This window comes from Dechloromonas hortensis, assembly GCF_009469765.1.
Lineage (GTDB): Bacteria > Pseudomonadota > Gammaproteobacteria > Burkholderiales > Rhodocyclaceae > Azonexus > Azonexus hortensis.
Genome location: NZ_SSSQ01000023.1, coordinates 1 through 19765, shown reverse-complemented (window position 1 = coordinate 19765; position 19765 = coordinate 1). Strand labels below are relative to the sequence as shown.

The following is a 19765-nucleotide window of genomic DNA, read 5'->3' as shown; positions in this document are numbered from 1 at the left end:
AGCACCCTCACCAACCGCGAACTGACCAAATCCGAACGGCCCGAACTCGGCGCCGCCAAGATCATCGTCTCCGGCGGCCGTGGCCTGGGCAGCGGCGAGAACTACCACACCCTGCTCGAACCGCTCGCCGACAAGCTCGGTGCCGCCCTTGGCGCCTCCCGCGCCGCAGTCGATGCCGGCTTCGTGCCGAACGACTACCAGGTCGGCCAGACCGGCAAGATCGTTGCGCCGCAGCTCTACATCGCGGTCGGCATCTCGGGTGCCATCCAGCACCTGGCCGGGATGAAGGAATCGAAGGTCATCGTCGCCATCAACAAGGACCCGGATGCGCCGATCTTCCAGGTCGCCGATTACGGACTGGTGGGCGATCTGTTCGAGGTCGTACCGCAACTGGTAAATGCTGTCGGCTGATACCATAAAGCCAAGGTCTGGTACTAGAATGGCCGGGTGAATCTACCGGATACATTACTGGGCGAATCGTGGTACTGGGCGGCTTGGGTCGTCTGGCTGCCACTTTTCACCCGCAGTCTTTTCAAGGCGCCGTGGGGGCGTCTGAAAGATTCCGAAGCGATGAACGTCTGGCTCGGGATGGTGGTTTTGTTGACCGTGATCTGGAGTCTGAAGGCCGGCGTCAAGCCGGGGCTAGCTTTTCATTTGCTGGGTGCCACGGTTTTTACCCTGACTTGTGGGCCACATCTCGCATTTGTCGGTTTGTGCCTGGTCTTGCTTGGGGTGACGATGAATGGCGCGGCCGGTACGCTGGCCTACGCGATTAACGCGCTGCTGCTCGCAGGGGTTGGGGTGGGCGTTGCCTATCTTTTTCATCGCCTTGCATCCCGCTTCCTGCCGCCGCATTTCTTTGTCTACATCTTCGTTAACGGTTTTCTCGGCGCCGCGTTTAGTGCGATTGGCGTTGGTTTTGCGGCGACTGTTTTTCTTAGTCTTTCCGGGGCTTATACATGGGAATACTTGGTTAGCGACTATTTTCCCTACTTCATGCTTCTTGGCTTTTCCGAAGCATGGCTATCCGGCATGGTGATTACCCTGTTTGTCGTCTACCGTCCGACCTGGGTTGTTACGTTTGATGATTCGCGTTATCTGGCCAATAAATAACGACTACAATTCGGGTGATTTCTTGCATTTCTGAGGTCTCTCGTTGAATCGTCTGGCTTTTCACTATTCCTTGCCGGTTTTGCTCCTTGCCTTGTCTGGCAATGCGGGGGCTCTGGGCCTTGGTGAATTGCGTGGGCAGTCCAATCTGGGCGAGCCGCTTCGTCTGGAGGTGGATGTTCTGGGCGAGGGTAAGGCGAGCCTCGATCCAGCCTGCTTTCGCTTGATTCCGCCGCAGGAAACCAGTGATCTGCCCTGGTTGAAGAAGGCATCCTTCAGTATTCGCAAGGGAACACCGCCGGTTCTGCTGATCCGTTCGGAAGTGCTATTACGTGAGCCGATCCTGCAATTGACCATCCAGGTCGCTTGTGGCCACGAAGTAAGCCGGGAGTACCTGCTACTTTCTTCTCCACCGTCATCGGTTGCTGGGCTTCCCATGCCGGAAGCTGGGTTGTCACGCCAACACGCCGAAGTGCCGGTTTCTGCGCCTTTGCCGCGGCTAGTGAAGCGCCCGGTTCCTCTTGAGCCGGTTGAGGCATCTACCCGTTTGCTACCGCGCCGCTCAGAAAAGCGTCTGGCGCCAGTCGGGTTGCCTGACCGGCTATTGCTTTCGAGCGGGGAGGGTTCTGCTGAGCCGTCATTGCGCCTGGCGACCGACTTGCTCTCCTTGCGCGCAGGTGCCCGAGAGCTGGCTGAGGCGCGGCGCGAAATCCTGCGCCTCGAATTCCGGATGTTGCTGGCCATGCACGAGCAGGCAACGACACAGCTGGAAACCGCGGAAAAATTGCGCAATATGGAAGCGACGCTGGGCGAATTGCAGCAGCGAGCTACGGAATTCAGTCAGCGCGTCGAGCAGGATGCATCGCCAGTTGCTGCGTCCCCGGTCGCGGCGGATACGGCGCTGCCGGCAGTGGTTGCGAATTCGGAACAAAAGCCGCCCACACCAACCCCGATTGCTCCGGTATCGGCTGAACCGGCAGTGGTTTCAGAGTGGAGTCTCTATGGCGCAGCGGCGGGTGTCTTGCTCGGGCTGGCTGGCTGGCTCGGCTGGCGCAACTATCAGGAGCGTCGCCAGCGGACGTCCGAAATTGACTTTCCCTTGCGTCCCCCTGAACTCCAGGTTGATCCGAAACGCGACGATGAGCATGAGGAGTTGGGTGGTGTTGATCTTGCCGTCGAACCTGCAGCGATGGGACTCCCCATGCAGGTTGATTTCGAGCTGGATGTCGCTCACGATGAGTCTGCTCATGTGCCGCCGCCAAGGCAGGGCGCGGCGGGTGATTCAGTGCTCTCCATCTCGGCAGCGACACTCGATGAGCATTTCGAGGCCAATCCGGTCATGGAGTTGGCGGACATCATGCTCTCGTTCGGTCGGGTGAAGGGTGCTGCCCAAGCCTTGCAGGAATATATCGACAATAATCCGCAGGAGGCGTTGCAGCCCTGGATTCGTCTGATGGATGTATATCGGATGGCGGGTATGCGAGCTGAATTTGAGACGGTGGCCCGCAACCTGAATCAAAATTTCAATGTCGAGGTTCAGCATTGGGAGCCCGCGTCGCCGGTGGGCAGTCGCCGCTCCATCGATCTGGTGCTCGACGAGATGGTGCCGGCGGTCGGCGCTTCTGCCAGCGAGGCGAAGCCGGAGTCCATCGAAGACATGCCTCGTCTGATGCATGCGATCACTGAATTGTGGGAAACCGGCGATGTCGTCGGTTATCTCTATCAGCTTTTGCGCGATAACCGGGGTGGCAAGCGTGTCGGTTTTGCGCTGGCAGTCGTTGAGGAGATCCTCTTCCTCGTCGAACTGAAGGAAACCTCCAACCGAATGGAAAAGGAATCTGCAAACTCATGAGTGAATATATTGCCCCGCTGAAGGATATCCGTTTTGCCATGCAGGAACTGGCCGGCCTCGAGCAGGTCGTGGCGCTGCCCGGTTGCGAGGAGGCATCATCGGATGTGGTTGATGCCATCCTTGAGGAAGCTGCACGTTTTTCCGGCGAGATTCTGTCACCGCTCAACGCGGTCGGCGACAAGAATGGTGCCAAGTGGAAGGATAGCGTGGTGACCACGACGCCCGGATTCAAGGAGGCCTATCGGCAGTTCGTCGATAACGGCTGGAATGGCCTGGGTTGCGATCCGGAGTTTGGCGGCCAGGGCCTGCCGCGTTTGCTGTCCACCGCGGTCAGTGAAATGTGGAAGGCTGCCAATCATGCCTTTTCGCTGTGTCCGATGCTGACCCAGGGGGCGATCGAGGCGTTGATGATTGCCGGTACCGATGCGCAGAAGGCCGCTTATCTGCCGAACCTGGTTTCCGGTGAGTGGACCGGAACGATGAACTTGACCGAACCTTCGGCCGGATCGGATCTGGCGGCGGTGCGCAGTCGTGCCGAGCCGGTTGGTGACGGTACGTACAAGATTTTTGGACAAAAGATTTTCATTACTTACGGCGAGCACGATATGACGGATAACATCGTCCATCTTGTGCTGGCTCGGACGCCGAATGCACCGGAAGGCGTCAAGGGGATTTCCCTGTTCGTGGTGCCGAAGTTCATGCTCAAGCCAGACGGCACGCCCGGTGAGCGTAACGATGTTTACTGCGTATCGATCGAGCACAAGCTCGGCATTCACGGTAGCCCGACGGCGGTGCTGGCCTTCGGTGACAACGGCGGGGCCATCGGGACGCTGGTCGGTGAGGAGAATCGTGGCCTGGAGTACATGTTCATCATGATGAACGCGGCCCGTTTCAATGTCGGCCTGGAAGGCTTGGGGGATGCCGAGCGCGCCTATCAGCGGGCGGTGGTTTACGCCAAGGAGCGTGTTCAGGGAACCGAGGTGGGCGTGCGCGGCGGGCCGAAGGTGCCGATCATCAAGCATCCGGATGTGCGTCGGATGCTGATGTCGATGCGCGCTCGGATCGAAGCGATGCGGGCGCTGGCCTATGTAACGGCGGCAGCGCAGGATCACGCCCACGCTAATCCGGACGAGGTCGCCCGTCAGCGCGGTCAAGCTTTTGCCGATCTGATGATTCCGGTCGTCAAGGGCTGGTGCACCGAGAGTGCGATCGATATAGCCTCGATTGGCGTTCAGGTGCATGGCGGCATGGGCTACATCGAAGAAACTGGTGCTGCCCAGCATCTGCGCGATGCCCGTATCACGGCCATCTATGAAGGGACGACGGCGATTCAGGCGAATGACCTGATCGGTCGCAAGATTGCGCGTGAGAAGGGGGCAACCATCAAGTCCGTGATTGCCGAGATGCGTGCTGCAGCAACGGCGCTTGACGGCGATCTGGCCGGAGTTGGGGCGCGCCAGAGGGCTGCGGTCGACGCGCTAGAAAAGGCAGTTTCCTGGATTGTGGATAATTTTGCTGTCGATCCCAAGGCGGCCCATGCCGGTGCGGTGCCCTTCCTGCATTTGCTAGGCATTGTCGCTGGTGGCTGGCAAATGGGGCGGGCTGCGGTGATTGCCCGGGCCCGGCTGGCGGCTGGTGAGGCCGACCCATTCTGGGCCGCCAAGCTGGCGACCACCCGTTTCTATGCCGATCATTTCCTGACCCAGGCCGCCGGCCTGGCGGAAGCCGCGACAACGGGCGCGGCCGGTGCGCTGGCTATTGCCGACGACAGCTTTTGATAAATAGCAGTCGTCTTTTTCCCTTAGGCTCGCGATTTCTGTTATAGTCGCGGGCTTTTCAACCTTGCCCTACCGCGAACGCATGGTGGAGGGTTTATCCCAAAAGGAGTTTGCATGCGCCATTACGAAATCGTCTTTATCGTCCATCCGGACCAAAGCGAACAAGTGCCCGGCATGGTCGAGCGCTATCGCGCCATCGTTACTACCAAGGGTGGTACGATTCATCGTCTGGAAGACTGGGGCCGCCGTCAACTGGCTTACCCGATCCAGAAGATCCACAAGGCTCACTACGTCATGATGAACATCGAGTGCGACGGCGAAACGCTGAACGAACTCGAGCATTCGTTCAAGTTCAACGACGCCGTGCTGCGCCACCTCACCGTCAAGATGAAGGCCGCCGTGACGACTCCTTCCCCGATGATGAAGGAAGAGAAGTCCAAGTCCCTGCTTGGTGGCGAAGCTGCTGCTGCCCCGGCTCCGGCCGAAGCACCGGCTGCCTAACGGATATTGCACAGGACTAACGGCTGAACTGCATCGAAATCTCCGGGACACTGGTCGAGCGCAAGGCTTTGCGCCACACGCCAGCCGGAGTTCCAGTCAGTGAGGGATGGCTGCAACACAGCGCCCCGCAGATTGAAAACGGTGCACAGCGTCTGGTGGAAGTGGAAATCGCTGTTCTGGCCCTGGGTGAAACAGCCCGCTGGCTACAGGCAGCCCCCCTCGGTGGGTCAGTCAAGATTACTGGATTTCTCGCTGCCAAAAGCCGCCTCAGCAAGATGCCTGTGTTGCATGTGAATTCAATAGAATTTTTGGAAGGAAACGAAAATGGCTCGATTCTTCAAGAAGAAGGATGACGACAAGAAAAAGAAGCGTGGCGGTGGTTTGTTCAAGCGTCGCAAATTCTGCCGCTTCACGGCAGAAAAGGTCGAACAGATCGACTACAAGGATGTTGACGTTCTGAAGGAGTACATCCAGGAAAACGCCAAGATCATGCCGGCTCGTCTGACCGGTACCAAGGCCGGCTATCAGCGCCAGCTGGGCACCGCCATCAAGCGCGCCCGCTTCCTGGCCCTGCTGCCTTACACCGACAACCATCAATAATTTTCGGGGAGACGAAACATGCAAATCATTCTGCTCGAAAAGGTTGTTAACCTCGGTAACCTCGGCGACATCGTCAAGGTCAAGGACGGCTACGCCCGTAATTTCCTGATCCCGAAGCGCATGGCCAAGCGTGCCACGCCGGCTGCGATGGCTGAATTCGAAGCCCGTCGTGCCGAACTGGAAAAGCTGGCTGCTGAAAAGCTGGTTGCTGCCCAGGGCGTTGCTGACAAGATGGCCGGTTTGTCCGTGTCCGTCGCTCGCAAGGCCGGTATGGACGGTCGCCTGTTCGGTTCCGTCGGCAATGCCGATATCGCCGAGGCACTGAAGGCTGCCGGTTTCAGCGTGGACAAGGCTGCCATCCGTATGCCGGAAGGTCCGCTCAAGGCTATTGGCGAATTCCCGCTCGACGTTGCGCTGCACACCGATGTGCTGGCCAACATCACCGTGGCTGTGGTTGCCGAGTAATTCCGGCTTCCTGTCACTGAAGAAGGCCTCGCGAAAGCGGGGCCTTTTTAATTTAAACTCCCCGAAATGAACCAGCGCCCTCAAAAACCCAAAGCTACTGATCCAAGCCTCGCCCGACTGCGTGTGCCACCTCATTCAATCGAGGCCGAACAATCGGTACTCGGTGGTCTGTTGCTTGATAATCAGGCTTGGGACCGGATGGGCGACATCGTTACCGATAGCGATTTCTATCGCGACGAGCATCGCCGGATTTTCCGGCAGATTCGCAGTTTGCTCGAACGGGCCAAGCCGGCGGACGTTGTAACGGTTGCCGAGGCCCTGGATTCGGCCGGTGAGGGCGAACAGACTGGCGGTCTGGCTTATCTCGGCGAATTGGCGGCGAATACGCCATCGGCTGCCAACATCAAGCGCTATGCCGAGATTGTTCGTGAGCGCGCCATCCTGCGCCAGTTGGTGGCGACGGCCGACGAGATTGCCGCCGATGCGCTGAATCCGCTCGGCCGCGATGCCGAGTCCCTGCTCGACGAAGCGGAGTCGAAGATATTCAAGATTGCCGAAGCGGGGGCCGGGCATGCCGAAGGTTTCGTCCATATCAATCCGCTGCTGACCCAGGTGGTCGAGAAGATCCAGGAGTTGCACGACCGTGACAACCCCTCCGATATCACCGGCGTGCCGACCGGTTTTATCGACCTCGACCAGAAGACCTCCGGTTTCCAGCCGGGTGACCTGATCATCGTCGCCGGTCGTCCGTCGATGGGGAAGACCGCCTTCGCTCTGAATATTGCCGAGAACGTCGCGGTGGATGCCGGTTTGCCGGTTGGCGTCTTCTCGATGGAAATGGGCGGTGCCCAGTTGGCCCAGCGGATGCTGGCCTCGATCGGGCGCTTGAACTCGCAGAACTTGCGGACTGGCCGGATGAACGACGAGGAGTGGTCAAAGCTCTCCTTTGCACTCGGCAAGTTGCATGAAGCGCCGATCTATATCGACGAAACCGGCGGCCTCAGCCCGGCCAACCTGCGCGCCCGGGCCCGTCGTCTGGCCCGTCAGTACGGTGGTAAGCTCGGCTTGCTGGTCATCGACTACATCCAGCTGATGAGCGGTAACAAGGCGGGTGAAAACCGGGCAACCGAAGTTTCGGAAATTTCCCGCTCGATCAAGTCGCTGGCCAAGGAGTTGCAGGTGCCGATCGTGGCCCTGTCGCAGCTTTCACGTAAGGTCGAGGAACGGACCGACAAGCGGCCGATGATGTCCGACTTGCGCGAATCCGGCGCTATCGAACAGGATGCCGACGTGATCCTGATGATGTACCGCGAGGAGTATTACAAGCCGGATACGCCGGATCGCGGCATTGCCGAAGTCATTATCGGCAAGCAGCGTAACGGCCCGACCGGGACCGTGCGCCTGAATTTCGTCGGCGAGTTCACCCGCTTCCAGAATCTGGCCAGTGGCGGCTTCGTCGATTCGCAGAATTAACTGCCTGCCGTTTGACTGATCTTGAACGGGCCGCTTGCGGCCCGTGCTCCCGGCCTTAATTCGGGTTGGCGAACAGCTCGCGGATTTCGCGGTACTGTTCATCGCCGACGGCAATGAAGCCCTTCATATTCAGTTCCGAGAACATGCCGTGCAGGGCGCGGCTATCACCGAGAAAAACCTGTTTGATTCCGGCGGCCAGCGCTGGGCAGAGTCGGTCGCGTAGCACGAAGGGGTCATAGGGAATCGGCGGCGATTGCCAGATGACCTTCAATTCGTCCGTCTGCACCGTCCCTTGGCGTAGCGCTTCGTCGAGCCGACTGCTGGCGACGAAGGCGGCATCGACGCGTTTTTTCTGGACGGCCTCGATGGCACGATCATGCGAGCCAGCAAAGCTGAGACGCTGGAAATAGGTTTCGAGCGACTGGCCGGTCAGCCGGCTGATCGCCTGCCGAGGCAGGATGGTGCCCGACGTGCTGGCCGGGTCGGTCAGGCTGACGGTGCTCCCGCGCAGACTTTCGATAGTGTCCAGCCCACGGTCGCGGCGGACGATCAGCAGCGAGCGGTAGGACGAGGCGGGTTCGCTGCCCGGCTTGCGCAGCGCAAAGGAAGCGAATGGGGTAATCCGCGCGCCGCGACTGCGGGCGATGGCGTAGGAGGCCGGGCCGAGCTCGGCCAGATCGACGCCATCGGCGAGCAGGCCTTCGATCACCGTGCCGTAGGACGGGGCGGGCACCAACTCGACGCGCCGGGCGAGCTGTTTTTCCAGTTGCTGGATCAGCGGCCGGTACTGCGTTGCCTGGATCTCGGCATTCTTGATCGGGGTCAGTGCCAGGCGCAGTGGGCGCGGGTCGTCGCAATTGTTGCCGGCCGCGGCAGGGCGGGCGGCAAGCAGCAGGCCGAGAGCGAAGGCGAGTAAGGGGAGTCTGGTTTTCATGTCGGGGCGAGGGTTGACCGCAGCAATAGCTGGCTGGCGGCAATTGCCGCGACTGGGCGGCTCAGGTAGTAGCCCTGGACTTCGTCGCAGCCGGCTGTCTTGAGGTGGATCAGTTGGTCGAGCATTTCGACGCCCTCGGCCACTACCCGCATCTTCAGGTTATGGGCCAGCGTGATGATCGAGCTGACGATGACGGCGTCGTCCGGGCTGTTGCGTATGTCGCTGATGAATGAACGATCGATCTTCAGGCTGTCGATCGGCAGGCTGCGGATGTGGCTGAGGTTCGATAGGCCGTTGCCGAAACCATCGAGCGCGATCTTCAGGCCAAGGCCGGCCAGTTTGTCGAGGACGTGGCCGGCGACTTCGATAGATTCGATCAGACTGTTCTCAGTGATCTCCACTTCCAGATAACGGGCGGCGATGCCGCTGGCCGCCAGAAAGCCGGCGATCCGCTCCGGTAGTTCATCGTCGAGTAGCTGTTTGGCCGAGATGTTGCAGGCGATCGGTACCAGTTCCAGCCCGGCCGCCTGCCAGTCGGCAAGTTGCCGGCAGCAGGCGGTGACCACCCAGTCGCCCAGTTCGATGATCTGGCCGCTGTGTTCGGCCAGTGGAATGAAATCGTTCGGGTAGATCAGGCCGAACTCGGGATGCTGCCAGCGCACCAGGGCCTCGAAACCGACGATGCGGTAGTCGTCAAGCCGAACCTTGGGCTGGAAGTGGAGGACCAGTTGATGTCCGACAATCGCTTTCGGCAGGCGCTGTTCGAGGTGGAGCAGCCGGTCGCTGGCCGGATTCAGGGCCGGGTCGTAAAAGGTGTAGCGACCGCGACCGCTACGCTTTGATTGGTACATCGCCGCATCGGCATGGCGGCACAACGTGTCGACGTCGTGGCCATCACGCGGGAAGAGGGCGATGCCGATGCTCGGTCCGACCTGGATGTCGTGGCCGTCGAGATTGCGGCAGGGCTGACTGATCTGGGCGACCAGCTTGGCGGCGATGCTCGCCGTATCGTCCACGCTTTCCAGGCCGGTCAGCAGGACCGCGAATTCGTCGCCACCGAGGCGGGCGATGACATCCGATTCACGTAGCGAACTCCGTAGTCGGGCGGCAACGCTTTGCAGCAGCAAGTCGCCGACATGATGGCCGAGGCTGTCGTTGATCCCCTTGAAGTGATCCAGGTCGAGATAGAGCATGGCGTAGTGCTTGCGGCTGCGCTTGGCGCGCGACAGGTGACTGGCGACCAGTTCGTGGAACATCCGCCGGTTGGGCAGGCCGGTCAGGTGGTCGTGAGCCGCCAGTTCGAAGGCGCGCCGCTTTTCCTCTTCCAGTTGCTCGATCAGTTCGCACTTTTCCTGATCGGCGGCGGCCAGTGCCGATAGCAGTTGTCCTTGTCGGCTGATGCTGCGACCGACCCACAGTGCGGCGAGCGCAATGATTGCGGTCAACGCCGCCAAGGCACTGAAAAAGCGCTGGCGGCTGCCGCGATGCTCAGTCAGTGTTTCCTCGATCTGCCGGCTGACGGCGACACTGAACGGATAGCGCTCGAGGCGCCGGAAAGCACTCAGGTAAGGCTCGTCGTTTTCGAAAAAGGTGCCGGTCAGCGAACCATGCCGGGCCGGCTGGATGGGAAACTCAGTACTGCCACGACGCTGGCTGAGGACCAGTCCTTCCTGGCGCGCCTGAGCCACTTCGGTGCCGTCGCTGGTCAGCACCTGGACGATGCCGGAACGGCCGATGTCGATGTGCTGGTACAGGCTGAGGAAATAGCCGAGATCAAGGACGACGAGCAGCACGCCGCGAACTTGATGATCGTTGCCGAGGACCGGAAAAAGCAGCGGCAGTTGCCAGGCCTCTTCGTAGGATTCAGGCGGCGGCGCGATTTGCAGCAAGCCCGCGGCGGCGGCCTCGGGGGATGTCTGCATGGCGCGCGCCAGGGCTTCGCGCAGGCCACTTGTCGCGCTGGCTGGTGAGGAGGTGTAAACGCGGCGCAACTGGCGGTCATAGAGGGCAATGCGGAGAAAGGCCAGATCGGTTGCCCGCATCGCCGACAGGCGGTTGGTTGCCTCGGTCGGCTTGCCCTCGAACCATTCGTTGGCGGCGATCGACATCAGGCGGCCGCGGTCGAGTACCTGGGCCAGGTTCTCGGCAACGATGGCAGCCAGATTCTCTTGCTGGATTCGGGCATTCGCGCCGAGCAGGGCCTTTTCGGCTTCCAGGCGTTGCCAGGTCACCCCCCAGGCTAGTACGACCAGAGCCAGCGTCAGGCTGATGCTTCCGGCCAGCAGGCCACGCCAACTGCTCTTATTCAGGCGTTTGAACCAGATACTGTTTTGCTGGTTGAAGGGAAAGGCCACGTAGCGAGCTTCCGGGAAAGGAAGGCCGGATTATGTTGCCGCTACATTGCAATCTTGTGACTGCGCCAGCGTGCAACTGTCATCGGCCTGCCACGTTGGCCGGGCCCAATGGCTGCCCATGCTTGCCGGATGTGACGATGGAAGATTTCACGATAGCCGAACTCGACTGGAACGATCAGGCCGCCGTTGCGACTGCCAGGGAACTGGTCATTGGCGTTTTCGACAATCCGCTGCGCTATTCGGCGGTGCGGATCGGCGAGGAGTTTGCGCCGGCACGGGCGCCGCTGCAGCGCTGCTTCTTCGTGGCTTATCATGGCGGGAGCATGGTTGGGGTGGGCGGCATCAAGTCAGCCGACTGGGCCTCGCATACCCACCTGCTTTATCTCTCGGTGGTATTGCCGGCGGCGCGTGGGCGAGGCATCGGGCGGGAGCTGGTCAAGAGCCGGCTGGACTGGCTGCGCCAGAACAACACCCACGGGCGTGTCCTGGTTTCCACCGCCAAGGCCAAGCGTTTTCTCGCCCTTGGTTTTCGTCAGCTCAATCGCCGCGTTATCGACGGCAAGTGCCTGATGTTTCTTGAATACTGAACTGGCTTCGGGCGCGACCGCTCACAGTTCGATGCGGCGGGCGCTGATCGAATACTGGACGGCTGCCGGATCGGTCCCGTTATCATCGCCGGTCGAAGATTCAAGCTGGGGCAGCAGCAGGAAGGGCAGCGGGGCGTTCTTGCCGGGCAGCGTGACATCGACGCCGACATTGAAGGCCACCCAGTTCATTTCCCAGACGCCGAACAGCACCTTGCGCAGCGACAGCAGCTTGCTTTCGCGATCGGACAGACCTTCCATGGCAATGGCCCGGCGCACGTCGCTCGGGTCGACCGGAATCCACCCGTAACCCGGAATGTAGAACTCGGCGCGGACGTGTTGGCTGCGCGTCGCATCGTTACTCGACAGGCCGAGGCTGCGGAAGAGTCGCGATGGTCCGACCCGCTGGCCGTAAACGCAGCGCGCCGGGATGCCGATGGAGCGGCATATTGCGACGAACAGGCCGTTGATGTCGGCCGAGCGGCCGCCATATTCGCCCCGGATCAGTTGGCGCCGGACATCGCCGGTGCCGCCGCCGGGCAGCGAGGGATCGTAGATCGAGTTGTCGACGACCCAGTCGTAAATAGCCTTGCCTTGCGCCACCGGATCCTTGATGCGGCCGACGATGCGTTCGCCCAGCTGATGGGCCAGACCATCGTTGGGAATCAACTGCGAAGCATGCAGGTTGCGGCGCAGGATGTCGCCGCGTTCCGGTGCCACGGTGCGCTTGGTGACATCGAAATGGCGGTCGGCCGTGGTCACCACGGTCTTCAGTTGCAACTTGGCGTTGCTGCTGTCGCTCCATTCACAATGGAAGACTTCCAGGTCGCCGTCGGGCAGGCGGCGCATGCTGGCACTGTTCGCATTGCCCTCCCATGAATGGCCGAGGGTGCGCTGGAACAGCGTGTCCTGGTTGAGCGGCAAGGGCAGCCAGAGCCGGCTCTGGCCGCTGCGGTTCTTGAGGTTGACCGTCGTGATGATTTCGTAGGTCCGCCATTCGCTGGGCGGCTCGGGGGCCTTGACCGGCGGCAGGCGGGTCGCCGAGGTACCCTGCGGCGGCTTTTCGATAACCGGATCGTCAGCCGTATGGGCGACCGGTGCGGCTGCAGTCGGCTTGCCATGCACATTACGTCCGCTGGGTTTTGCGGTCGGCTTGGCTTTGGCCGTACTGGCCTTGGCTGGTGTGGGCTTGCTGGTCGTTGTTTTTTTCGCAGCCCACGCTTCGGAGGCGAGGAGCGAGAGGGCGGCGGCAGAAGCTAGAAAGTCGCGACGTTTCAAAAATTTCCTCCGGCAGAGACAGCCCGTGGCTGAAACGAAAAGGCCGTGTCGCTGACACGGCCCCTTGAGTTAATGGACTGAATTATAACACTTCGGCCGCATGGTCGGCCAAGCGGGAACGCTCGCCACGTTGTAACGTTATGTGACCGGAGTGCCCCCAGCCCTTGAAACGGTCGACGACATAGGTCAGGCCGGAACTGCCCTCGGTTAGGTAGGGCGTGTCGATCTGCGCGATGTTGCCGAGACAGACCACCTTGGTGCCGGGGCCGGCGCGGGTGACCAGCGTCTTCATCTGCTTTGGCGTCAGGTTCTGCGCCTCGTCGATAATCAGGTACTTTTTCAGGAAGGTGCGGCCGCGCATGAAATTCATCGACTTGACCTTGATTCGCGAGCGGATGATGTCGTTAGTCGCCGCCTTGCCCCAGTCGCCGCCGTAGGGACCGCTGCCTTCGTCGGTGTGGGTCAGCACGTCGAGATTGTCTTCGAGTGCTCCCATCCATGGCGCCATCTTTTCTTCCTCGGTGCCGGGCAGGAAGCCGATGTCCTCGCCGACCGGGACGGTGACGCGGGTCATGATGATTTCGGCGAACTGCTTGCTTTCCAGCACCTGGGTCAGGCCGGCGGCCAGCGTCAGCAGCGTCTTGCCAGTGCCGGCCTGGCCGAGCAGGGTGACGAAGTCGATATCCGGGTTCATCAACAGGTTGAGCGCGAAGTTCTGTTCGCGGTTGCGCGCGGTGATGCCCCAGACGGCGTTCTTCGGGTGGGTGTAGTCGATCAGGGTTTCCAGCACAGCGGTCTTGCCGGCGGTTTCCTTGACGATGGCGGTGAAGCCTTCGTTTTCCAGCCAGACGAATTCATTGACCAGCAGTTGCGGGCAGAGCGGGCCGGTCACCTTGTAATAGGTCTTGGCATCCTTCTTCCACGACTCCATGCCTTTGCCGTGCTTGTCCCAGAAGTTGTCGGGCAGGGCGCGGGTGCCGGTATAGAGGATGTCGGTATCCTCAAGCACCTTGTCGTTGAAGTAATCCTCGGCGAGCAGGTTGAGAGCACGCGATTTGATGCGCATGTTGATGTCTTTCGACACCAGGATGACCGGGCGCTTGGGGAATTTCTTCTGCAGGTGGATGACCACCGACAGGATCTGATTGTCCACCTTGGAGGTCGGCAGGCCTTGCGGTAGTTCGGCGCTGATCGCTTCGGTTTGCAGGTAGAGGCGGCCACTGGCCAGCTTGCTGGACGGTCCGTAGAGATCGATGCCTTCATCGATGTCGACTTCATCGTGGGCCAGCATTTCGTCCAGCATGCGCGAGGCCTGGCGGGCATTGCGGGCAATTTCGGTCATGCCCTTCTTGTGGTTGTCGAGTTCCTCCAGCGTCATGATCGGGATGAAAATGTCGTGTTCCTCGAAGCGGAACAGGCAACTGGGGTCGTGCATCAGCACGTTGGTGTCGAGGACGAAGATCTTGGTAACGGCGGGCTTCTTGGCGGCAGCGGGTTTGCGCGGCATGGAATGGGCCTTTAGTCGGGGTGGGGAAAAGTTAAAGGGTTTTGACGAAATCCAGTACTTCCTGAACGTGGCCGGGCACCTTGACGCCGCGCCACTCGCGGCGCAACACGCCGTCGCGGTCGATGACGAAGGTGCTGCGTTCGACGCCACGCACCTGTTTGCCGTACATGTTTTTCATTTTCATGACGCCAAACAGGTTGCAGACGGCTTCATCGGTATCGGCGCCGAGTTCGAAGGGGAGTTCCTGCTTGGCCTTGAAGTTTTCGTGCGACTTCAGGCTGTCGCGGGAAATGCCGAGAATAACGGCGCCCACCGCGGCAAATTCGCCGTGCAGGTCGCGGAAGTTCTGGCCCTGCGTCGTACAGCCCGGCGTGCTGTCCTTGGGGTAGAAATAGATGACGACGATCTTGCCGCTATGCTCGGCTAGCTGGAAGGTGGTGCCGCTGGTTGCCGGCAGGGAGAAGTCGGGGATTTTGCTGTCGAGCATGTGAATGCCTCTGTGTTGTTGGGTTTGAGCCATTGTGGGCAAATCGTGAGCGGGCGGTCAACCGCTGATTTGCTAAACTGCAGGCCATGCGAAAAATCTGCGCTTGTCTTTCCCTGGTTGCCCTGCTGACCGGCTGCGGTCAAGGCTGGAACGACCCCTATCCGGTGGCTGATGCCGAGCGCAATATCTTGTACACGGCCTTTACCGACCGCCCGAAGCACCTCGATCCGGCGCAGTCCTACACCGAAGACGAGATCACCTTCACGGCGCAGATCTATGAACCGCCGCTGCAGTACCACTACCTGAAGCGGCCCTATGAGCTGATTCCGTCTACTGTCGAGCAGGTGCCGGTGCCGCGCTTTTACGATGCACAGGGCCGCGAATTGCCGGCCGAGGCACCGGTCGAGCAGATTGCCGAAAGCGTCTATGAGCTGAAACTGAAGCCGGGCATCCGCTACCAGCCGCATCCGGCCTTCGCCGTTGATGCCGGCGGTCAACCGGTCTATTTGGGCAAAAATGCCGCCGATGGTCGGCAGGTGCTGGGCGACTTCATGCAAACCGGCAGCCGCGAACTGACGGCTGACGACTACATCTACCAGATCAAGCGCTTGGCCCATCCGCGCCTGCATTCGCCGATTTTCGGCATGATGGCCGACAAGATCGTCGGCCTCAAGGAACTGGGCGGGGCATTGGGCAAGGCGGCCAAGGATCTGCCGGCCGATGCCTGGCTCGACCTCGATGCCTATCCGCTAGCCGGCATTCAGAAGGTCGACAGCCAGACCTGGCGCATCCGGCTGCACGGCAAGTATCCGCAGTTCCTCTACTGGCTGGCGATGCCCTTCTTCGCGCCGGTGCCGCGCGAGGTCGATCGTTTCTTCGCCCAGCCCGGCATGGCGGCGAAGAACCTGTCGCTCGACTGGTGGCCGGTCGGTACCGGGCCGTTCATGCTGTCCGAAAACGATCCGAACCGGCGCATGGTGCTGTCGCGCAATCCGAATTTCCATGGCCAGGCCTACCCCTGCGAGGGCGAGCCCGGTGACCGTGCCGCCGGCCTGCTGGAGGATTGCGGCAAGCCGCTGCCCTTCGTCGAGCAGGCGGTTTTTACCCGCGAGAAGGAAGCCATCCCTTACTGGAACAAGTTCCTGCAGGGCTATTACGACGCTTCCGGCATTTCGTCGGACAGCTTCGACCAGGCGGTGCGCGTCAATGTCGGCGGCGAAGTCGGCCTGACCGACGAGATGCGCAACAAGGGCATCCGGCTGCTGACTTCGGTCAAGAGCTCGACCTTTTACATGGGCTTCAACATGCTCGATCCGGTGGTGGGTGGGCTATCGCCGCGGTCGACCAAGCTGCGGCAGGCAATTTCGATTGCCATCGACCAGGAGGAGTTCATCTCGATTTTCTCGAACGGGCGGGGCATCGCGGCGCAGGGGCCTCTGCCGCCGGGCATCTTCGGCTACGAACCGGGCGAAGCGGGGATCAACAGCACGGTCTATGACTGGGTCGATGGCAAGCCGCAGCGCAAGTCGGCTGAATTCGCCAAAAAGCTGTTGGCCGAAGCCGGCTATCCGAACGGCCGCGACGAAAAGACCGGCGAGCCACTGGTCGTCAATCTCGACACCACTGGCGGTGGCATGGGCGAGAAGTCGCGCCTCGACTGGCTGACCCGGCAATTCGCCAAGATCGACGTCCAACTGGTCATCCGCTCGACCGACTTCAACCGCTTTCAGGACAAAATCCGCAAGGGCAACGTCCAGCTTTACTACCTGGGCTGGAATGCCGATTATCCGGACCCGGAGAACTTCTTCTTCCTGCTCGACGGCAACGAAGGCAAGGTCGCCCGGGGCGGCGAAAATGCCTCGAATTACGCCAACCCGGAATTCGACCGCCTGTTCGTCCGGATGAAGAACATGGACAACACGCCGGAGCGGCTGGCCATCGTCCGCCAGATGAACCGCATCCTGCATCACGATGCGCCCTGGGTCTTCGGTCTGCATCCGAAGAGCTACACGCTCGGCCACCGCTGGCTGAAGAACCGCAAGCCAAATGATGTCGGCAACAACATCCTGAAATACCAGCGTATCGACACCGCCGAGCGGGCAGCTGCCCGCCGCGCCTGGAACCGGCCGGTGCTCTGGCCGCTCGGCCTCGGTCTGCTGCTGATCGTGCTGGCCGTGGTGCCGGCCGCCATCGGCTATCGGCGACGCGAGCAGCGGGCAGCGTTGAAGTGAGCTGGCGGGAACGCCAGCGACAACTGGATGCGCTGCTGCTGAACTTCTACGAGCTCTGGCACCCCCAGCCTTTTCGCGAGTCTCGTCCGGCTTGGTGCGAGCGCTGGCCGGCGCTGGCGGCCGAATTGCTGGCTTTGTCCGAAGCCGAGTTGCAGCATCTGGGTGATGACGATGCGGCGGCCGTGGCGCTGCTCGCCCGCCACATTCCGGAGGTCGCCGAGCTCGTGCCACTGGCCGGTTTGCCACAGCGCCCCTTGGCGGTGCTGGCCGAACAGCAGTCGCGCTGGGCCTGGGAAATTCCCGGCCGCAAGCGCCAGCAGATCGAAGCCTTTGCCGCTGCCGCTCGTTCCGCCGACCGGCCGGTCATCGACTGGTGCGGCGGCAAGGGGCATCTCGGGCGTTTGCTGGCGGCGCAATGGCAGACGCCGGTACATACGCTGGAACTCGATTCAGTGCTCTGTGCCGAGGGCGAGGCGCTGGCCCGGCGGCAGGCCCTCGATCATCGATTCGTCGTCGCCGATGCATTGACCGTGACCGACTGGCCGCAAGCCGGCCAGCACGCCGTGGCGCTGCATGCCTGTGGCGAGTTGCACCGGCGTCTCCTTGAGCACGGTGCGGCGGCCGGGGTCAGCCGTTTCGATGTCGCCCCCTGTTGCTACCACCGGGGCGTCGCCGCGCATTACCAGCCGCTGTCGGGCCGGCTCGGCCTGCAACTGACTCGCGACGACACGCGGCTGGCGGTTACCGAAACGGTGACGGCCTCGCCCCGCCTAGCATTGCAGCGCGACAAGGAAATGGCCTGGAAGCTCGGTTTCGATGCTTGGCGCCGCGCAACATCGAGCGTGGCTTACCAGAATTTCAAGTCGGTGCCGGCCGCCTGGTTTCGCGGCAGCTTTGCCGAGTTCCTGGGGTTGATGCGGGGGCGGGAAGGGATGGCCAGCGAAGCGATCGGTGCGGCAGAGGCCTTCGAAGCGCAGGGCTGGCAGCGCCAGCGCGAGGTGATGCGCCTTTCGGTGATGCGCCATGCTTTCCGGCGGGCCCTCGAAGTCTGGCTGGCGCTCGATCTGGCGGTCTATCTCGAAGGGCGCGGCTATGCGGTGGTGCTCGGGAGTTTCTGCGAGCGCCGCTTGACGCCGCGCAACCTGCTTATTTCCGCCTGGCGCAGCTAGCCAGATAGGCGGCCAGTTCAGACGGATGGTCGATGATCAGGTCGGCTCCCCAGTGTTCAAGTGGGCCGCTGTCACCGAGATAGCCGTAGGAGACGGCGACCGTCAGGCAGCCGGCAGCGCGCCCGGCCTGGATGTCACGGAGGTCGTCGCCGACGTAGAGGGTGTTCTCCGGTCGGCAAGCCAGCAATTGGCAGGCATGCAGGATGGGCAGTGGCGACGGCTTTGCCTCGGCCGTGGTGTCGCCGCTGACAACGCAACGGGTGCGCGGCGACAGGGCTAGCATCTCGACCAGCGGGTCGGTGAAACGCATCCGCTTGTTGGTGACGATACCCCAGCCGAGGCCCATGTTGTCCAGCTCGTCGAGCAAGGTGGAGATACCGTCGAAAAGTATGGTTTCCTCGCACAGGCGACTGGCGTAGATATCCAGGAAGCGTCTGCTCAGGTCGTCGTAATCCGGGTGTTGCGGACCGATGCCAAAGCCTGCCTGCAACAGGCCGCGCACCCCTTGGGAGACGTAGGGGCGCAGCAGAGACAGCGATTGCTGCGGTCGACCTTCCTGCAGCAGCAAAATGTTGGCCGCACCGCCCAGATCGGGGGCGGTATCGGCCAACGTGCCGTCAAGATCGAAAAGGACTGCTTCAAGCATGCCGGGTGGTGCGCAGCAGATAATTGACGCTGGTGTCCTGACCAAGCGAATACTGCTTGCTCAGCGGGTTGTAGCTCATGCCGATCAACTCGTCCGGCTCCAGTCCGGCCAGCTTGGACCAGCGGGCCAGTTCGGAGGGCTTGATGAACTTGGCATAGTCGTGCGTACCCTTGGGCAGCATCTGCAGTACATACTCGGCACCGATCACGGCGAACAGGTAGGACTTCGGGTTGCGGTTCAGGGTCGAGAAAAAGACCTGACCACCCGGCTTGACCAGACGGGCGCAGGCCGCGACGACACTGGATGGGTTGGGAACGTGCTCGAGCATTTCCAGGCAGGTCACGGCATCGAAAGCACCGGGCATTTCCTCGGCCAGCTGCTCGACGGCGATCTTGCGGTAATCGACTTTCTGGCCGCTTTCCAGCAGGTGCAGGCGGGCGACGCCGAGCGGCTTTTCCGAGAGGTCGATGCCGGTCACGTTGGCGCCACGCGTCGCCATGCCCTCGGAGAGCAGGCCGCCGCCGCAGCCGACGTCGAGCACGTTTTTTCCGGCCAGGCCGACGTGACGGTCGATCCAGTCCAGGCGCAAGGGGTTGATTTCATGCAGCGGCTTGAATTCGCTGTTCGGATCCCACCAGCGGTGGGCGAGGTCACCAAATTTTTCCAGTTCGGCAGGGTCGGCATTCAACATGATTCGGTCAGTCCAAAAGCGGGAAAAGAAAAAGCCCCGCTGGGCGGGGCTTTTCGCTGAAGCGTCGGCGAATTACTTGGTGCCGATGACTTCGATGTCGACGCG

The 19765-nt window shown here is 61.4% G+C and carries 19 protein-coding genes; 12 read left to right on the top strand and 7 right to left on the bottom strand.

Annotated features, from left to right (window positions below):
- From GH663_RS20550 to dnaB, 9 genes are all read left to right on the top strand, one after another.
- On the top strand, positions 1-411 hold a 411-nt coding region (locus GH663_RS20550; RefSeq protein ID WP_211371224.1), incomplete at its 5' end, for an electron transfer flavoprotein subunit alpha/FixB family protein.
- Between the two features lie 36 nt (positions 412-447).
- The gene (locus GH663_RS20545; protein ID WP_153133456.1) at positions 448-1113 is read left to right on the top strand and encodes an energy-coupling factor ABC transporter permease; all 666 of its coding nucleotides are present in this window, start codon (positions 448-450) and stop codon (positions 1111-1113) included.
- A 43-nt stretch (positions 1114-1156) separates the two neighbouring features.
- Positions 1157-2962 (top strand): type IV pilus assembly protein FimV, encoded by a 1806-nt coding sequence (locus GH663_RS20540; protein WP_153133455.1) that lies wholly within the window; start codon positions 1157-1159, stop codon positions 2960-2962.
- On the top strand, positions 2959-4740 hold the full coding sequence (locus tag GH663_RS20535; RefSeq protein WP_153133454.1) for an acyl-CoA dehydrogenase: 1782 nt from the start codon (positions 2959-2961) through the stop codon (positions 4738-4740). The genes GH663_RS20540 and GH663_RS20535 overlap by 4 nt, the downstream gene beginning before the upstream one ends.
- 114 nt (positions 4741-4854) lie before the next feature.
- Positions 4855-5241, top strand: a complete 387-nt coding sequence (rpsF, locus tag GH663_RS20530; RefSeq protein ID WP_066879950.1) for a 30S ribosomal protein S6 — start codon at positions 4855-4857, stop codon at positions 5239-5241.
- Positions 5242-5264: 23 nt separating this feature from the next.
- On the top strand, positions 5265-5594 hold the full coding sequence (priB, locus tag GH663_RS20525) for a primosomal replication protein N (protein WP_153133453.1): 330 nt from the start codon (positions 5265-5267) through the stop codon (positions 5592-5594).
- Positions 5566-5841 carry a 30S ribosomal protein S18 gene (gene rpsR, locus GH663_RS20520; protein ID WP_027458986.1) on the top strand — a complete coding sequence of 92 codons (276 nt, stop codon included), beginning with the start codon at positions 5566-5568 and terminating at the stop codon, positions 5839-5841. The genes priB and rpsR overlap by 29 nt, the downstream gene beginning before the upstream one ends.
- 18 nt (positions 5842-5859) lie before the next feature.
- Positions 5860-6306: a 50S ribosomal protein L9 gene (gene rplI, locus GH663_RS20515; RefSeq protein WP_153133452.1), complete on the top strand. Its 447-nt coding sequence runs from the start codon at positions 5860-5862 to the stop codon at positions 6304-6306.
- A 66-nt stretch (positions 6307-6372) separates the two neighbouring features.
- Positions 6373-7779 carry a replicative DNA helicase gene (gene dnaB / locus GH663_RS20510; RefSeq protein ID WP_153133451.1) on the top strand — a complete coding sequence of 469 codons (1407 nt, stop codon included), beginning with the start codon at positions 6373-6375 and terminating at the stop codon, positions 7777-7779.
- Between the two features lie 55 nt (positions 7780-7834).
- On the opposite strand, the gene GH663_RS20505 is transcribed toward dnaB, so the two are convergent.
- Both GH663_RS20505 and GH663_RS20500 read right to left on the bottom strand, forming a co-directional pair.
- A complete protein-coding gene (locus tag GH663_RS20505; RefSeq protein ID WP_153133450.1) occupies positions 7835-8713 on the bottom strand; it encodes a phosphate/phosphite/phosphonate ABC transporter substrate-binding protein in 879 nt (292 codons plus the stop codon).
- Complete coding sequence (locus GH663_RS20500) at positions 8710-11067, bottom strand: putative bifunctional diguanylate cyclase/phosphodiesterase (protein WP_246181667.1); 2358 nt, start codon at positions 11065-11067, stop codon at positions 8710-8712. Before GH663_RS20500 ends, GH663_RS20505 begins: the two co-directional genes overlap by 4 nt.
- Positions 11068-11204: 137 nt before the next feature.
- On the opposite strand from GH663_RS20500, the gene GH663_RS20495 reads away from it, so the two are divergent.
- Positions 11205-11654, top strand: coding sequence for a GNAT family N-acetyltransferase (locus GH663_RS20495; RefSeq protein WP_170291471.1), 450 nt, complete (start codon positions 11205-11207; stop codon positions 11652-11654).
- A 21-nt stretch (positions 11655-11675) separates the two neighbouring features.
- Here the strand turns inward: GH663_RS20495 and GH663_RS20490 are convergent, their stop codons facing one another.
- The 3 genes from GH663_RS20490 to GH663_RS20480 form a co-directional block, all read right to left on the bottom strand.
- Positions 11676-12929 carry a transglutaminase-like domain-containing protein gene (locus GH663_RS20490; protein WP_153133448.1) on the bottom strand — a complete coding sequence of 418 codons (1254 nt, stop codon included), beginning with the start codon at positions 12927-12929 and terminating at the stop codon, positions 11676-11678.
- 82 nt (positions 12930-13011) lie between these two features.
- Entirely contained in the window at positions 13012-14436 is a 1425-nt protein-coding gene (locus GH663_RS20485) for a PhoH family protein (RefSeq protein ID WP_066886800.1), read from the bottom strand.
- Between the two features lie 31 nt (positions 14437-14467).
- Positions 14468-14923, bottom strand: a complete 456-nt coding sequence (locus GH663_RS20480; protein WP_153133447.1) for a peroxiredoxin — start codon at positions 14921-14923, stop codon at positions 14468-14470.
- Positions 14924-15009: 86 nt separating this feature from the next.
- Between GH663_RS20480 and GH663_RS20475 the strand changes: the two genes are divergently transcribed.
- The gene (locus GH663_RS20475) at positions 15010-17154 is read left to right on the top strand and encodes an ABC transporter substrate-binding protein (protein ID WP_153133446.1); all 2145 of its coding nucleotides are present in this window, start codon (positions 15010-15012) and stop codon (positions 17152-17154) included.
- Entirely contained in the window at positions 17151-18323 is a 1173-nt protein-coding gene (locus tag GH663_RS20470; protein WP_153133445.1) for a methyltransferase, read from the top strand. The genes GH663_RS20475 and GH663_RS20470 overlap by 4 nt, the downstream gene beginning before the upstream one ends.
- On the opposite strand, the gene GH663_RS20465 is transcribed toward GH663_RS20470, so the two are convergent.
- Both GH663_RS20465 and ubiG read right to left on the bottom strand, forming a co-directional pair.
- On the bottom strand, positions 18301-18969 hold the full coding sequence (locus tag GH663_RS20465; RefSeq protein WP_153133444.1) for an HAD family hydrolase: 669 nt from the start codon (positions 18967-18969) through the stop codon (positions 18301-18303). The genes GH663_RS20470 and GH663_RS20465 overlap by 23 nt on opposite strands.
- Entirely contained in the window at positions 18962-19660 is a 699-nt protein-coding gene (ubiG, locus tag GH663_RS20460; RefSeq protein ID WP_153133443.1) for a bifunctional 2-polyprenyl-6-hydroxyphenol methylase/3-demethylubiquinol 3-O-methyltransferase UbiG, read from the bottom strand. Before ubiG ends, GH663_RS20465 begins: the two co-directional genes overlap by 8 nt.
- Positions 19661-19765 lie beyond the last annotated feature (105 nt).